Raw genomic sequence first — 15,308 nt, forward strand, 5'->3', positions numbered from 1 at the left:
CAATGCGGCCTCGGCTTTTTTCATGCGCGGGTCATTGGGCTTCGCGGCGATCACCGGCGGCTTCCATCTGCCGGTTCAATTGCGCGCGGACGTAGTCCACATGCTGGCGCAGCGTGTAGACGCGGTCCGAGAAATCGAGCGGGAACTTGGTCTCGATGATCTCTTCCTCGATGTGGTCGAGTCGTGACAGCGCTTCGCTGCGTTCTGCGGCATCGAGTTTGCGCGACGCGAGGTCCTGCTCCAGAAACTTCAGCTCGCCATAGCGCCGATACAGCCGGCTTCGGCGCCGCCATCCGATGAGCCCCGGTAGCACGCGCCCCAACGGCACGAGGATCGCAATCAGCGGCACCAGCAGCAGAAGCAGGCGCTGCACGTAGTTAGCGGCCCAGAACGGCAGGTAGTTCTGCAGGAACGGCCGACCGTGCTTGAAGTACCGATCCGCCTGGTCCGACAAGGGAAAGTCGGTCCCCTGCGCACTCGGGAAGTCGTCCGGCCGGTTGATGAGGCTGGGCTGGCGATGCACCTGGCGCGCGGCTTCCAGCAGCAGATAGGCCAGCGCGGGATGCAGTTCATCGCGCACCACGAGGTTGGCCGTCGTCGCGAGCAGTTTGATGTCTTGCGAGGGCAGATCGAGCTTCGGATTAACGGAACCCCGCTTCAGGCTGACGGGCTGGAAATATGGATAGCGGCGCGCCAGCCCCTCCACGTGATCGAGCGACGCAAGCCGCACGGCCGGGTCGGCCAGCAGCTTCTGGACCGCCGCCGCCTGCGGCGCCGCAATGATGATCACCGCGTCTACCTCGCCTTTCGTCAGCAGGTCCGCGGCTGCAAGGCCGCCGGCGCTCACGAAGGTCGTGCCGTCGACCGCGCCTTGCTGACCATCGGGCACGGTGACGCCATAGACGGCCAGCAACTGGTGCGCGACCTGATAGTTGCCGCTGCCCGCCACGCCGACAGCAATGCGCTTGCCGGCCAGGACCTCCAGCCCCTTCGACACATCGAGCGTGCGCGTGAAGATCCATACAGGCTCGAAGGCCACCGTCGCGAGCGAGCGTAGAGGCGTCGAATCCACAGGCGCGTCCGGGTCAAGCGCCAAGATGCCCGTGCCGCCCTGCACGAAAGCCACTTCGACCGTTCCGTCATTGAGCCGCTGCAGGTTCTCGACCCCACCGCTCGACGGCCGCAATTCAAGCCGGATGCCTTCCGCCTTCAAGAGCTCCTGATACCGCAGGCCGAAGCGGTGATAGGCGCCGTCGGTGGCGCCGGTGCTCATGACGATCGAGCGCGGCGGCAGCGGGCTCACATAGCGAACGACGAGCCAGATCGCCACGATGAGCACGGCGATCAACGCGAGCCAGAGGACGAGTCGTCGGCCAGTGGGCAGCGTTGGCATTGGCGGAGTCTTCATGCTTCAACAGACGCTCGCATTTGAGATCGCCCATTCTGCCCACGAACTGTTGCAATGTCGTCGTGGTCCTGCCTCGGGGTTGCGCTAGTCTTCGCGCGTTTTTTCGATTTCAAGGAGGTACACATGAACCACTTCACCCGACACGGTTTGGCACTCGTCTTCGCAGGCGCACTCAGCTGCGCAAATGCGCAAGGTCTCGACGCTCTCAAGGGCCTCGCCGGAGGCTCGACGGGTGCCGGATCGATGGCGTCGGGCAGTCTCGGCAACGCCGCGGGCGTGCTGGAGTACTGCCTGAAGAACAACTACTTGAGCGGCGCTAACGCTTCCTCCGTCAAGGACCAGCTCATGAGCAAGATCCCCGGCGGCCAGCCGGCTTCGGACGCGGGCTACGTCGATGGATCGAAGGGCATCCTGACAAGCAGCGACGGCAAGAAGATGGACCTGACCGGGAGCGGCCTCAAGGCGGAACTCACCAAGAAGGCCTGCGACTTTGTCCTGAACCAGGCGAAGTCAATGATCTGATTTGGCGGCGCAGCCTTCAGAGCATTAGCGCGACCGCAGCGTCAAGGTGCTCGGAAGGCAGGCGCCGGAATCCCGAGCGCGCGAAGCGCTGAAGCCGTCCCACGACGAAGGCGGTGATAGCGGAGGCGCGAATCTGCGCATCGACGGTCGGCGTCGCGGCGCCATCGTCTGCCGCCGCGTCGCGCAAGACCTGCCGCAAGGTGGCCTCGATCTTGTCGAAGAACTGGTTCATGCGGTTCTGCAACCGCTCGTTCTCGAAGACCAGTGCATCGCCGACCATCACGCGGGTCATGCCCGGGTTCTTCTCGGCGAACTGCACCACCATCGCGACGATGCGCGCAGCCTGATCACGGCCCGCGCCCTCACGCTCGACGATCTGGTTGACGAGCGTGAAGACGCTTTGCTCGATGAAGTCGATGAGCCCCTCGAACATCTGTGCCTTGCTCGCGAAATGCCGGTAAAGCGCGGCCTCACTTACCTCGAGGCGCGCTGCCAGCGCGGCGGTGGTCACACGTTCGGCGCCCGGCTGTTCGAGCATCGACGCAAGCGCCTGGAGAATTTGCACGCGCCGTTCTCCCGGCTTGGGCCGTTTTCGCATCGGTGCGGCCACCGGGTCTGAAGTGCTGGGGGCGCCAACGGCGCTGGGCTCGTCGTTCTGCATGGGCACGCGCAAAATGTAAAAAAATGATTCTCGCACAGGGCTGTTAGCGGCTGCCAACCGGGCAAGCCCTGCTTGTCGCGCAGAATCGACACATCTTCTTTCAACCCGCCCCGGAACGAATTCGATGAGCACAAGCATTCTTGTCACTGGCGGCGCCGGCTTCATCGGCAGCCACACCTGCGTGGCTCTGGCGCAGGCAGGGTACACGCCAGTCATCCTGGACAACCTCGTCAACAGCGATGTGCGGGTGCTCGAGCGGCTGGAGCGGATCATCGGCAAGAAGCCGGAGTTCATCGAAGGCGACGTTCGTGACGGACACCTGCTCGACCGCCTGTTTCGCGAACACCGGATCGGCGGCGTCATCCATTTCGCGGGGCTGAAGGCGGTGGGCGACTCCGTCGCAGACCCGATCACCTATTACGACAACAACGTCAACGGCACCCTGGTGCTCGCGGCGGCGATGCAGGCCGCTGGCGTGCGGACGCTGATCTTCTCGTCGTCGGCGACCGTCTATGGTGACCCCGAACGCTCCCCGATCCCCGAGAACGCGGCGCTGCGCCCGGCCAATCCGTACGGGTGGTCGAAGCTGATGGTCGAGCAGGCCCTGTCCGACCTGCAGCACGCGCACCCCGACTGGCGGATCGCGTTGCTGCGCTATTTCAATCCGGTCGGCGCCCATGAAAGTGGCTTGATCGGCGAGCATCCACAAGGCAAGCCCAACAACCTGATGCCCTTCGTGTGCCAGGTCGCTGTCGGATTGCGGGAAAAGCTTGCAATCCACGGCGGCGACTACCCCACCGCGGACGGCACAGGTGTGCGCGACTACGTGCACGTCATGGATCTCGCCGAGGGCCATGTCGCTGCGCTGCGGCACGCGGAGAAGCAACCCGGCCTGCTCAAGGTCAACCTCGGCACCGGCGAGGGCGCTTCGGTCCTCGACGTGGTGAAAGCCTTCGAACGCGCGAGCGGCAGGCCGCTCAACTACGAGATCGGCCCCCGCCGGCCCGGCGATGTCCCAGCTTATTGGGCTGACCCCTCAATGGCCCGGAACGTCCTGGGATGGCGCGCCCACCGCGGTCTGGACCAGATGTGCGCCGACAGCTGGCGCTGGCAGCAGGCCAATCCCAGCGGCTACGAAAGCTGAGAAAGACGGGCCTACCGGGCCCGGATCATCGTGCCGAATGCCTGCTCTGTCAGGATTTCGAGCAGCATGGCGTGCGGCACGCGACCGTCGATGATGTGCACCGCGTTCACGCCGCTCTTGGCCGCATCGAGCGCACCCTCGATCTTCGGCAGCATGCCGCCGGAAATCGTGCCGTCGGCGAAGAGCTCGTCGATCTCGCGCGCGCTTAGGTCGGTCAGCAGATTGCCGTTCTTGTCGAGCACGCCGGGCGTGTTGGTGAGCATCATCAGCTTCTCGGCCTTGAGCACCGTGGCCAGCTTGCCGGCAACGACGTCGGCGTTGATGTTGTAGCTCTCGTTCGCCTCGCCGAAGCCGATCGGGCTGACGACCGGGATGAAGGCATCGTCCTGCAGCGCCTTGACCACGCTCGGGTCGATCGAGACGATGTCGCCGACCTGGCCAACGTCGTGGTGCAGGTTGGGGTCGTTCCGGTCGGCCATCTTGAGCTTCTGGGCGCGGATCAAGCCGCCGTCGCGGCCGGTCAATCCCACCGCCTTGCCGCCGGCCTGGTTGATGAGGCCCACGATGTCCTGCTGGACTTCGCCGGCCAGGACCCATTCGACGACTTCCATGGTCTCGGAATCCGTCACCCGCATGCCCTGGATGAAGTGGCCCTTCTTGCCGAGCCGGTTGAGGGCTGCCTCGATCTGCGGGCCTCCGCCGTGCACCACGACCGGATTCATGCCGACGAGCTTGAGCAGCACCACGTCTTCCGCAAAGTCCGCCTGCAGTTCAGGATCGGTCATGGCGTTGCCGCCGTACTTGATGACGATGGTCTTGCCGTGGAACTTGCGGATGTACGGCAGCGCCTGGGCCAGGATTTCAGCCTTGTCGCGCGGGGCAATGTTGAGGACGGAATCGGTCATGTTGGGCAGTCGAAAGACGAAGTCCGGATTCGGGAATTGTGACGCGGAACTCAGGGCCGCAACCAGCGCGGCACCTTGAAGCGCACGATCATGAGATACGCCGCCACGTACGTCGCGATGAACAGGATGCAGAAGGCGATCAGCACGAGTGTGTTGTTCCAGAACAGCACAGCCGGCACCACCGTCAGCGCGGCGAAGATCCACAGGTAGGGCGAAGTTCGATTGTTGCGCGCGAGCATCTGCCGCGCCTCGTCATCCGCAAAGGCCACGCGGACGATGCGGCGGAAGATCAGCTGGTGGAAGTGCAGGGCGTCCGCCATGCCCGGAGACTGGCCACGCGCGACCTTCCGGTAGATGGAAAACACGGTCTCCCACACCGGATAGATCAGCAGCAGCATCGGAAACCACGGCGAGACGACCCGATGCCGCTGAACCAGCGTCACCGCCGCAATGGCGATCACCATTCCCCAAACATAGGCGCCGCCGTCTCCCGCGAAGATCTTGCCGCGCGGGTAGTTCCACATCAGGAAGCCCAGCGTGGCGCCGACCAGGCAGATCACCATGGCCGCAAGTTGCCGATCGCCGACCTGCAGCGCGACGTGCGAGATCGCAAGGCACACCAGCACGGCGACCGTGCCCGCGAGGCCGTTGTAGCCGTCGATGATGTTGAAGGCGTGCGGCAGGCCGCCGATTGCCAACGCCGCGAACAGCAGAGCCACGTAGGGCATCGCCTGGAGCCACCCGTCGAGGACCGGAAAGCCGGTGCGCGACACGCCGATGTTGAGCACCCAGCACACCACCAGCGCGCAACCGATCGTGAGACTGAGCCTGTAGCGGACGGAGACCTGCTGCGTCACGTCCTCGATGATGCCGCCGAGTACCGCCGGCGAGATGCACAGCAGCGTGAGAAGGGACGTCTTGAGCGGCCACGACACATTGAAGGGATCGGAAGGGATCCCCGCGACCAGCCAGGCGACGCCCATCCCCATCAGGATGCCCGCGCCACCGAGGCGCGGCACATGCCCCTTGTGAAAGCGCTGCGGCATGTCGGCCGCGTAGCGCCGCGCATACCTGCGCCCGCGGCGCATGAAGATCTGCACGCCCAGGGCGGAGATGAGGAAGCTGATGACGATCAATGCAATCATGGGTATGGAGCGGGAACCCTAGAATTCCCGGGCGAAATTAGACCATGCCGACGCCCGCCTCCTCCCTGACCCAACCCATCACCGTGTCGATCGTGAGCCACGGTCAGCTTGCGCTGGTGAAGCCGCTGCTGGAGCAGCTCGACCGATTCAGCCACACCGTGGTCGAGAAGGTCGTGCTGACCATCAACGTGCCGGAACCCGACGTGCTCGATGGCGCCACCTGGCGCTTTGCGCTGGAGCGGATCGACAACCCGGGGCCGATGGGTTTCGGGGCGAATCACAACCAGGCCTTCAAGCATTGCGGAACGCCGTGGTTCCTCGTGCTCAATCCGGACATCCGCTTCGACGGGGACGTGCTTGGGCCGCTGATCGCGCAAGCCAAGGCACGCAGCGGCCTGCTGACGCCGCGCATCCTCGAACCCGGCAAGGACGCGCCCGAGCAGCATCGGGCCATCATCACGCCGAGTGAAATCCTCACGCGCAAGCGGCCCGACTATGTCCGGCCTGTTGTGCCGCACTGGATTCCAGGGCTCTTCATGCTGTTTCGCAGCGAGGCGTACCGCGAGATCGGCGGCTTCGACGAGCGCTTCTTCATGTACGGCGAGGATTTCGACATCTGCGCTCGCACCCAGCTCGCGGGCTGGAAGCTTCAGGTCGCCGAAGACCTTCTCGCGCGCCACGACGCCCAACGCGCCAGCAGGACCGACGCCAAGCATCTCTACTGGCACGTGACCAGCCTGCTCAAGGTGTGGACCTCCGGCGCGTTCTGGCGCTTTCGCGCCGCGATGCGAAGGAATCAAGCTTCGGTGCGGTAGATCCGGCGGAAGCCGCGGATCAGGGGGAATTTGGTGGCGGTGCCGATGGCGCGCACCATTCCAGGCGAGCTATGGGCCAGCAAGAAGCGGGTGATCCGCAACTTGGTCTTGGCGCGAACACCCACATACGGGTTGGTGACCACCATGTGAACGTAGTCGTCGAGGTGCTCGAACATCTCGCCGCGATATTCGTTGTCGAGCTTGATCGCTTGGATCGCATGGTCCACGAAGAGCTTGCCGAAGCGCGGCATGAGGTAGTCGCGCAGGTAGAAGCGTCCGCGTTTGGGCTCGTCGGGAAAGGTCTGCGCAAGCTTCTTGAAGAAACGGTAGCGGCTTCGAATCATGCGGATGCCGAACGAAGTGCTCTCGGTGTGGATGCACCAGACCGTCACCGCGCGGTCCAAATAGTGATTGCTGTAGCCCTTGCGGAAGATACGAAGGAACAGGTCGTCGTCCTCGAACCCCATGAACTGGGGATCGAATCCGCCCACCGCATCAAATGCCGCCCGACCGACGATCGTGGCCGAAGGCAACACGAACATGTCATACCGCAGCAGGTCGAAGATGCTCGTCTTGGGGTTGTGCTTTGCGTGCTGCTTCACCAGCTCGGTGCGCACCACGTTGCCATCGACGTCGGCTTCGTACAGGTCTGCGTAGACGTACCCGAAGCGCGCATCGCCAGCCGGAATGGCGTTGACCAGCAGCTCGATATGGTTCGGAAGATAGAAATCGTCCTGGTCCAGGAAACAGATGTAGGCCGAGGTCGAAGCCGCCACGCCGGCGTTGCGGGCCGAACCTTGGCCGCCGTTTTCCTTGTCGACGATCCTGAACGGATAGCGCGTGCTCAAGGCACCCAGGGCTTCACGCTCCTCGGGCCGCGAACCATCGTTGACGACGATCACCTCGTCGGCCGGGACTGTCTGGTTGAACACGCTCTTGACCGAGCGCTCGATGAAGTCGGCGCCGTTGTAGAACGGGATGACGACCACGACCGTGGGCCTGGATGCGTGGTTGGAAGCGTTCGCGTCGGACATTCCGGGGACTGTGTTGGTTTTTCTAGACGGACTCGAAGAGGTCGCGCACGACGCCGCGCGTGCCGCGGCCGAACTTGTTGTAGCGGCCGGTCATCGCCTCACGAAGCACGGGTACGCAGCGCGCCAGCCGGGAGGGCGGGAGCGCTGCACGAAAGCGCTGGTGCTCGATCTTCTCGCGCAACTTCTGGATCGTATCCGCCGCGACGAGGTCGCCCAGGGACAGCAGCCGATCGAGCAGCAGCTCCGCCTTGATCGCGCGCTTGACATGGGTGTCGCCCCGCGATGCCAGCGCCTTGCGCACCTTGCCAAGGAAGGTGTCGCGGCGGGCGCCGATCTGGTTGCCACCATGCTGGCGATATTCGATCAACTCGTCTTCGAGCACGTCGACGCGGCCGACCGACGAAGCGACGATCGCCAGCCACTCGTCGTGAATCCATTCTTTTGGGAAAGGCAGAGCGTGCTCAAGCAGCGACCGGCGGAAGAGTGTCGTGGCGCCGGTCACAAGATTGCGGCGCAGAAAGACATCGAAGGCCTGGCCAACGTGAATCCAGTCCAGTTCGAACTGCTTGACCTCCAGCGCGTGGAAGAGCGATTGCCCGAGATCGCGTCGCTCGCCGTCGACCAGGCGCGCATCGGAGTGCAGCAGGAGCAGATCGGGGCGTTTCTCGAATTCGGCCGCCATTTGCGCGAGACGCTCCGGATGCCAGACGTCATCCTGGTCGCTCAACGCGATCAGGTCACCAGAGCAGGCGCTGACCGCTTGCTCGAAGTTCTTGGTGACGCGCAAGGCTGTGGTGTTGCGAAGCACGCGAAAGCCAATCTTCAACCCTGGAAGTTCGCGCATGGACGTCTCCAGTGCCAATTGCGCCACGCTCACGCAGTCGTCTGTGGACGCATCGTCGGACAGAACGATCTCCACCGGCGGAAAGGTCTGTCGGCAGATGCTTTGCACTTGCTCACCAATATACCGGGCACCATTGTGAGAGCAGAGAGCGACGGAAATGGAGAGAGCCATAGGAACGGGGCGGCAGGTGGAACAATGAAGCCCGACACGTTCGACGGCGGCCATGAAGGGAGCGGGGGAACCGGATGTTGGAAGATTCTAGTTTGGCGCCACGTAGCGGCGAGCGCTACCTCAGCCTTCGCCGCCATCCCCTTGGGAAGAAATTGTTCTCGCGTAGACTGCTCACCCCGCTTTCGGCCGGGATTTCCGGCGCGGCGAAGCAACACACCAACAAACCATTCATGACGTCTCGAACCAGGTCCTATCGAACCTCATCGAGAACCGTCTACGATGGCGAAATCTCGAGACCCGATCATGAGCCCCCTGCTGGCAACGAGCGACAAGTCCTTTTGGCACGGCTACACAGGCTTCTATGCAAGGCATTTTCCTAAAGAGATCAAAGGCTCAATACTCGAGTTCGGCGTTTTCAAAGGAAACTCGATTCGCTGGCTGCTGACCGAGTTTCCAAATGCAACGATATTCGGCGCCGACATTCTGCCCGTCCAACCAGAATGGCCCATAGACGCGCGCGTGACCTACATCGAAGTGGATCAAGGCCACGAGGCGCAGGTCGCCGAACTCGTCCAAAACATCGACCACCTTGAGTTGATCATTGAAGATGGCTCGCACGTTCCTCTACACCAATCGACTTGCCTGAAGCACGGCATGTCAGCGCTGATGCCCGGCGGCACCTATGTGTTAGAGGACATTCACACCAGTCACCCCGCACATTCGCAATACAAAGACGAGTTCGGAAACACGCTCGGCCAGACGTCGCTTTCTGTCCTGCTAGGCGTTGAGCATCTTCTTCGACGCAATCAACCGGCCACGACCCGGGAAATCGACGCACTGGCAAACGGTAGCCACTTTTCAGTCGCCGATGTGTCCCAGCTTCTTGCGCAGATAGGATCGATAGAGGTCTACAAGCGCACAACGATGCCATCGTCGTGCTGGCGCTGCGGCTCCACGGCGTTCGACTATCACCGATTCAAGTGTGAGTGCGGAGTCGATCTCATGCACGAGGCTGACAGCATGACGATCGTCGTCAAGAAACGACGCTAGGCACCGGGCCTTTGGCCCGCAAAGCCAGCCCAAGCGCGGTCAGGATCGTCTTGCGTTGGTTCTGCCAAGCGAATCGCTGCAACGCGTCACGCCTGGCTTCTTCAGCCATCAGGTTGTAAGCGCTCCACCCGTCCAGGGCTCGAAGGATCGTTTCGGCCCATTCGTGGGCCTTGGCCAGATAGCCGTTCTCGCCATCGCGGATCGCACGACGATAAGTAAAGCTCGGCGACGCAATACTTAGCGTCCCCACGCTCGCAGCCTCGAAGTACTTGAGCTCCGACTTGCAGTCCGTGAAAGCATTCGATTGCAGCGGCATGAGGTTGAATTCGACGCGAGCCAGCAGGCGCTGCAAGTTGACATAGTCGTGGAACGGCTGACGATGGATCCGGTCCGAAAACTTCTGCATCGAGGAACTGGTCTCGATGTACCCAACCACGGTCACATCTACATCCGCACGCTGACTCATCACCTCCACCAGCGCCGGCTCGACGATGGCGTAGTCCAATCGATGTGACGGCGAGCCGCTGAAGTATCCGAGGCAAATCTTGCCGTCGTTGGCAAAGCCGCTCGACTGCTTTTGCTCGTACGCACGTCCGGCCACGCCGAGTTGCTCTTGATTCATGAAGTTCGGAACGACATGGACCGGAAGGCGAGAAAAATCTGCGAGCCTGTCGGCGAGGAAGTCATTCGTCGTAATTGCGCCGTCACACATCTTCAGCGTCTGACCCATGCGAGAGATCATCGCAAACCAATCGTCCCAAACACTCGGATGGGTCAGGTCGAGACCCAGTGTGGCCATCACTAAGTGCGCATAGTCAGTATCGAAGACAAGGTCGTCAACATCGAACAGCACTCGCTTTCCACGAGCGCGGAACCGACTCACCAATCCGCTGATTTCGTGGCAGTAGCGCGATCGGCAGATGACCAGGACTTCCGCCGTATCAGCGATTTCATCGAAATACTCTCGATCCGCGAGGAAGAAGTAGCTCGCGCAGACATCGTCATCCGGGTCCGCGTTAAGGACTTGGGCCATGTTGTAGGCGCGGTAGCGGAACGTGCTGTTGTTCGGCTCCTCATAAAAGTACGCCACGCCGACGTTGCGCCGCCGAAGCATCCGAAGACGCGACTCCAGCGGCTGTAGCCATGGGTCCGCATATGGGACAGGAGCAAGATCTAGAGCGAACATCAATCCTCGGCCGTCAATGAAGCGATGATGCTCTCGAACGAATCAGCCCAATCGGCACTCAGTCGGTTCGCCTGGAAATTGCGCTCTCGAGCCTCGTCGTCCTCCGCTAGTAGAACGCCTGTACGAATTGCGTCCACCAACGCATCAGGCTGAAGTTCGGAGCACAGGATGTTGGGCGAATACCCCGCCAACGAGATCTTGTTGGCAAATTTGTTGGTCACAACGACGGCGCCGCTCGCAGCAAGATCAAGTGGCGGGTAGCTCGGATGAGGCGTGTACATCAGGCTTAGGCCTAGATCAATCGAACCGACAAGGTCCGCATACGCCTGCCACTGGAGCCCCTCGCATCGGACCGGCTCGTACCCGCTACTGCCGACGCTAACCGGAGGAATGTCCTTTCCGACCAAGAATATCTCCCAGTGATCCAGATCAAGAATGCCCTCATTTACAGCGCGATCGATGGCGGCGAGACCGACATGGAACAAGTTCCGAGAGTTGTGCGGACGAGCATAGTAGAAGAAGCGTCGCTTTCCGCCGGCGCGTGTTCGTCGATGGAATAGCGAAGGCGGAAACGCTGGTTCGAACCATTGGCCCGTGCGCTTCAAGTGCTCAAGACCGCTGGAGATCAGATGGTCGTAGAGGAGCTTGGTATTCACAAGAAAGCGGATCGACTCATTGCGAAGAACCTGCTCGCACTGAAAGCGATCCTCACCAAACGGATAGAACATCCGCTCGTCCTCTTGGAGGAGATAGAGGATTGAGTGGGAGGGGATACCACTCAAGCTTGCTGCCGTGGTCCACCACGAGGTCGTGATGAAGATATCCTCTGAATGGATGTCTAGTGGTGGTCCGGCGTCGTCGGGGCTTACCCCCCCTTCCGGCACATACGCAAACTGGATCTCGTGCAGCAAATCGATGCCGTACGCTCGCAGGATCTGACCAGCATTTTCGGGCGACGGCCGCTCGGTCCGTGTAACGATGCGAAGAGTCGCATTCATCCGGTTAGCAAGACGGGCTGCCAACAACAGACCAGTACCCACCCCGCCGAATAGACTGCTTGGTCCAATGCTGTCCGTGATCAGGCTGACACGACGAAGCGATGGCTTGGGGATGAAGTAGGTGGGAATGGGCCGAAGCGCCGGAAACCGCTTGCTGATCATGCGTGCGACTGAAACACGTGCATCTGCCGCGTCGTCTAGCGGATTGAACAGCGGGCGGCCGGCAATCGCGTTGCCAGCCTTGACTCGAAGGAGACGAATTACGGCGGCGGTCCCCTGGTCCCGCCAAAACGACACAAACCGACGGGCTCGGATATTCATCTCTGCTTTACCTTCTGTTGTTCTAAGGTCCGACTCGAATGGCTGTTGCCCCTCCCGCCCGGACTGTGGGAGCCAAATTATCCACGGAACATGCGCGGGATCGGTGCTTTCCCTCACCTCGTAAAATCGCGCCTCCCTCAGCAAAGGATACACATGCGATTGCTCTCAGTCGTGCTCTCGGGCGGAGCAGGTTCGAGGCTCTGGCCGCTTTCCAGACAAGCGTTTCCGAAACCGTTCATGAAGCTCGGCGGCTCGACCCTGCTGCAAAAGGCCGTGGAGCGGGGGCAAGCGTGCGGGATCGGCGACGTCATGATCGTCACCAACAAGGACTACGTCTTCCTGACAAAAGACGTGTTAAAGCAGATCGCTGATCCGCCCCAGGCGACACTACTTCTGGAGCCCAAGGGACGCAATACAGCTCCAGCCATCATCCTTGCGGCACTTCAATGTCAACGCCAGATTGGCGGAGATACCGTCATGCTGGTGCTGTCTGCAGATCACCTAGTCCCTGACGTCGAGGCGTTCGTCGCAAGCGCCAGCCAAGCGTTCCGGCTTGCGTCGCAAGGAGCTTTGGTGGTGTTCGGCGTCACCCCAACCAGCCCGGACACCGGCTACGGCTATGTGGAAGTAGCAAACGCTTCAAGAGAAAGCCAACCCGTTCGACGCTTCATTGAGAAGCCGGACCTTCAGACCGCGCAAGACTTTCTTGCAACTGGCCGCTACTACTGGAACAGCGGCATGTTTTGCTTCACGGCGGATGCGATCATCGCCGCATTCGACACACACGCGCCCGACGTTCTAGCCGCTGCCCGGCGCGCCATGGACACGTCAAGAATGGTGGACGAAGCTATACAGTTCGATGCCCACACGTTTGGGCTTCAGCCGGACATAAGCATCGACTATGCCGTGATGGAGCGCGCCGACAACGTGCAGGTGGTTCCTGCGAAATTCGCCTGGTCGGATGTGGGCACTTGGCCCTCAGTGGCGAAAGCGCATCCTTCTGACTCGAGCGGAAATACGATGCCGCCGGATTCCGTGGCCATCGACACGACCGGCACCCACGCCCACGTGGAAAGCCACGGTCCCAAGCTGGTGGCCACGTTGGGGATACACGACCTTGTCATCGTGGACACACCAGATGCTCTGCTTGTGGCGCACAAGAGCAGCGCTCAAGACGTCAAGAAGATCATCGAGGCGTTGAAGGCTAGGAATCACGAGGCGATCAATCTCCCCGCAACGGTTCACCGACCTTGGGGAACCTATGCATCACTCAAAGAAGAACACGGCTACAAGGTGAAACGCATCACCGTGAAGCCGGGACAATCGCTCTCGCTCCAATACCACCATCACAGGGCCGAGCACTGGGTGGTCGTCCAAGGCGCGGCGATGGTCCAAATCGGAGATGCGGAGTATCAGACCATGCCAGGCGAGTACCGGTACATACCCTTGAAAGAAAAACATCGCCTTACGAACATCGGTGAGGACGAACTTGTCCTGGTCGAAGTTCAATGCGGCACTTACCTCGGTGAAGACGACATCGTTCGCCTCGCAGACACATACGGACGCGCATGAGCCAAGCACATTCCAATTTACATCGCACTCCTTGGTCCGACTGGTGGGAAGGCACTCGACGAACCGACATCTGGTGGACCCTCGCTTGGTTCGACATCATCCTGCGCTATCGACGCTCAATGCTGGGGCCGTTGTGGCTCACGCTGAGTATGGGAGCGATGATTGGCGGCATGGGGCCTTTGTATAGCTCCCTGTTCGGCACGGAGCTGTCCAAATTCTTCCCCCACTTGGCACTCGGCATCATCTTCTGGGGGCTTTTTTCGAGCATTGTGACCGACGCTTGCAGTGCGTTCATCGGGTCATCGAACTATCTGAAACAAGGCTATTTTCCCATTAGTCTTTTCGTCTGGAGGGCAATGGCGCGGAATCTCATCCAGTTTGCGCATCATATTGTGCTCTATGTGCCAGTAGCAATTTGGGCGGGAATTACACTATCCTGGTCATCGCTGCTTTTTATTCCAGCATTCCTCCTTGTCCTGGTCAACGCGCAGGCGCTAGGACTTGCCTTGGGTCTAGTTTGCACCCGATTTCGAGACGTCACGCAGATCGTCACGAGCGTGATGCAGATGCTGATGTTCTTGACGCCGGTTTTCTGGCTGCCGGAAAACCTGCCTGGACGTGCCAAATACATTCTCTGGAATCCATTTGCGCAAATGCTCGATTTGCTGCGTACGCCTCTCATGGGGGGGATCGCTGAAATGCACAATTGGTGGGGCATGTTGGCGTGGACGGCGCTGAGCCTAGTTATATCCAGCTTCCTTTTTGCAAAATACCGCAGACGCGTCGTCTATTGGCTCTAAGACATATGGCATTCATCTCCCTAAAGAACGTCTCTGTCAACTTCCCTATCTACGGGGCAGGTGCAGCATCGTTCAAGAAAACCCTTGCCGCTTCCGTGACGGGCGGACGGTTTGGCAAGGAAACCGGTGTCAACGTCGTTCAAGCACTCAGCAATATCAATCTGGAGCTTCGGAGCGGCGATCGGCTCGGCCTTGTTGGACACAATGGCGCCGGCAAGTCAACATTGTTGCGGACACTCGCTGGCGTCTACGAGCCGTCCTCCGGCGACTTCGCGCGACAGGGCACGGTCTCGAGCTTGATCGATCCAGCCCTGGGAATTGAAGCCGATGCCACGGGAATCGAGAACATCATGCTCCGCGGGTTGGTTATGGGAATGAGCAAGAAGCAGATCGACGAACTCACTCCTGCGGTCTGCGAGTTCAGCGGTCTCGGCGAATACGTGTATATGCCGGTAAGAACTTACTCCACCGGCATGCTGATGCGGCTCGCGTTCTCCATTTCGACCAGCATCCAGGCCGACATCCTGCTTATGGACGAATGGCTCTCGGTCGGCGACGCTGAGTTCACCGAGAAAGCCGAGATCCGGATGCGGGAAGTTGTCTCCAAATCGGGCATTCTTGTCCTCGCTTCACACTCCCCAGAACTCATCGCCAAGGAGTGCAATCGCGTCATTCATCTCGAACACGGCCGGATCGTTGAACAGTAGCGAATTTATGCTCGCCCGCTACTGA

15 protein-coding genes are annotated in these 15,308 nt (G+C 60.9%); 7 read left to right on the forward strand and 8 right to left on the reverse strand.

Annotation, left to right across the window (positions count from 1 at the left end; translation table 11 throughout):
• Nucleotides 1–31: 31 nt before the first annotated feature.
• Entirely contained in the window at nucleotides 32–1,393 is a 1,362-nt protein-coding gene (locus tag FHW64_RS21005) for a TAXI family TRAP transporter solute-binding subunit (RefSeq protein WP_184529801.1), read from the reverse strand.
• Between the two features lie 138 nt (nucleotides 1,394–1,531).
• On the opposite strand from FHW64_RS21005, the gene FHW64_RS21010 reads away from it, so the two are divergent.
• Complete coding sequence (locus FHW64_RS21010) at nucleotides 1,532–1,930, forward strand: DUF2501 domain-containing protein (protein ID WP_184529802.1); 399 nt, start codon at nucleotides 1,532–1,534, stop codon at nucleotides 1,928–1,930.
• Between the two features lie 16 nt (nucleotides 1,931–1,946).
• Here the strand turns inward: FHW64_RS21010 and slmA are convergent, their stop codons facing one another.
• Nucleotides 1,947–2,591 (reverse strand): nucleoid occlusion factor SlmA, encoded by a 645-nt coding sequence (slmA, locus tag FHW64_RS21015; RefSeq protein WP_184530448.1) that lies wholly within the window; start codon nucleotides 2,589–2,591, stop codon nucleotides 1,947–1,949.
• Between the two features lie 124 nt (nucleotides 2,592–2,715).
• Between slmA and galE the strand changes: the two genes are divergently transcribed.
• Entirely contained in the window at nucleotides 2,716–3,735 is a 1,020-nt protein-coding gene (galE, locus tag FHW64_RS21020; protein ID WP_184529804.1) for a UDP-glucose 4-epimerase GalE, read from the forward strand.
• Between the two features lie 11 nt (nucleotides 3,736–3,746).
• Here the strand turns inward: galE and argB are convergent, their stop codons facing one another.
• Nucleotides 3,747–4,640: an acetylglutamate kinase gene (gene argB / locus FHW64_RS21025; protein ID WP_184529806.1), complete on the reverse strand. Its 894-nt coding sequence runs from the start codon at nucleotides 4,638–4,640 to the stop codon at nucleotides 3,747–3,749.
• 50 nt (nucleotides 4,641–4,690) lie between these two features.
• Entirely contained in the window at nucleotides 4,691–5,785 is a 1,095-nt protein-coding gene (locus tag FHW64_RS21030; protein ID WP_184529808.1) for a glycosyltransferase family 4 protein, read from the reverse strand.
• Nucleotides 5,786–5,829: 44 nt separating this feature from the next.
• Here FHW64_RS21030 and FHW64_RS21035 point away from each other — a divergent pair, with 44 nt between their 5' ends.
• Nucleotides 5,830–6,600, forward strand: a complete 771-nt coding sequence (locus tag FHW64_RS21035) for a glycosyltransferase family 2 protein (protein ID WP_184529810.1) — start codon at nucleotides 5,830–5,832, stop codon at nucleotides 6,598–6,600.
• On the opposite strand, the gene FHW64_RS21040 is transcribed toward FHW64_RS21035, so the two are convergent.
• A complete protein-coding gene (locus FHW64_RS21040; RefSeq protein WP_184529812.1) occupies nucleotides 6,582–7,634 on the reverse strand; it encodes a glycosyltransferase family 2 protein in 1,053 nt (350 codons plus the stop codon). The two genes, FHW64_RS21035 and FHW64_RS21040, sit on opposite strands and share 19 nt — an antisense overlap.
• A 22-nt stretch (nucleotides 7,635–7,656) precedes the next feature.
• A complete protein-coding gene (locus tag FHW64_RS21045; RefSeq protein WP_260305945.1) occupies nucleotides 7,657–8,703 on the reverse strand; it encodes a glycosyltransferase family 2 protein in 1,047 nt (348 codons plus the stop codon).
• Nucleotides 8,704–8,952: 249 nt separating this feature from the next.
• Here FHW64_RS21045 and FHW64_RS21050 point away from each other — a divergent pair, with 249 nt between their 5' ends.
• Nucleotides 8,953–9,699 (forward strand): hypothetical protein, encoded by a 747-nt coding sequence (locus FHW64_RS21050; RefSeq protein ID WP_184529814.1) that lies wholly within the window; start codon nucleotides 8,953–8,955, stop codon nucleotides 9,697–9,699.
• Here the strand turns inward: FHW64_RS21050 and FHW64_RS21055 are convergent.
• Nucleotides 9,683–10,813 (reverse strand): glycosyltransferase, encoded by a 1,131-nt coding sequence (locus FHW64_RS21055; RefSeq protein ID WP_260305955.1) that lies wholly within the window; start codon nucleotides 10,811–10,813, stop codon nucleotides 9,683–9,685. The genes FHW64_RS21050 and FHW64_RS21055 overlap by 17 nt on opposite strands.
• Nucleotides 10,814–10,884: 71 nt before the next feature.
• The gene (locus tag FHW64_RS21060; RefSeq protein WP_184529817.1) at nucleotides 10,885–12,204 is read right to left on the reverse strand and encodes a hypothetical protein; all 1,320 of its coding nucleotides are present in this window, start codon (nucleotides 12,202–12,204) and stop codon (nucleotides 10,885–10,887) included.
• A gap of 153 nt (nucleotides 12,205–12,357) precedes the next feature.
• Here FHW64_RS21060 and FHW64_RS21065 point away from each other — a divergent pair, with 153 nt between their 5' ends.
• The 3 genes from FHW64_RS21065 to FHW64_RS21075 are packed head-to-tail and all read left to right on the forward strand — an operon-like array spanning nucleotide 12,358 to nucleotide 15,283.
• Nucleotides 12,358–13,776, forward strand: coding sequence for a mannose-1-phosphate guanylyltransferase/mannose-6-phosphate isomerase (locus FHW64_RS21065; protein ID WP_184529819.1), 1,419 nt, complete (start codon nucleotides 12,358–12,360; stop codon nucleotides 13,774–13,776).
• Nucleotides 13,773–14,576 carry an ABC transporter permease gene (locus FHW64_RS21070; protein ID WP_184529821.1) on the forward strand — a complete coding sequence of 268 codons (804 nt, stop codon included), beginning with the start codon at nucleotides 13,773–13,775 and terminating at the stop codon, nucleotides 14,574–14,576. The genes FHW64_RS21065 and FHW64_RS21070 overlap by 4 nt, the downstream gene beginning before the upstream one ends.
• 5 nt (nucleotides 14,577–14,581) lie before the next feature.
• A complete protein-coding gene (locus FHW64_RS21075; protein ID WP_184529823.1) occupies nucleotides 14,582–15,283 on the forward strand; it encodes an ABC transporter ATP-binding protein in 702 nt (233 codons plus the stop codon).
• Nucleotides 15,284–15,308: the final 25 nt, after the last annotated feature.

The sequence above is a fragment of the Variovorax sp. Sphag1AA genome (assembly GCF_014192575.1).
Lineage (GTDB): Bacteria > Pseudomonadota > Gammaproteobacteria > Burkholderiales > Burkholderiaceae_C > Variovorax.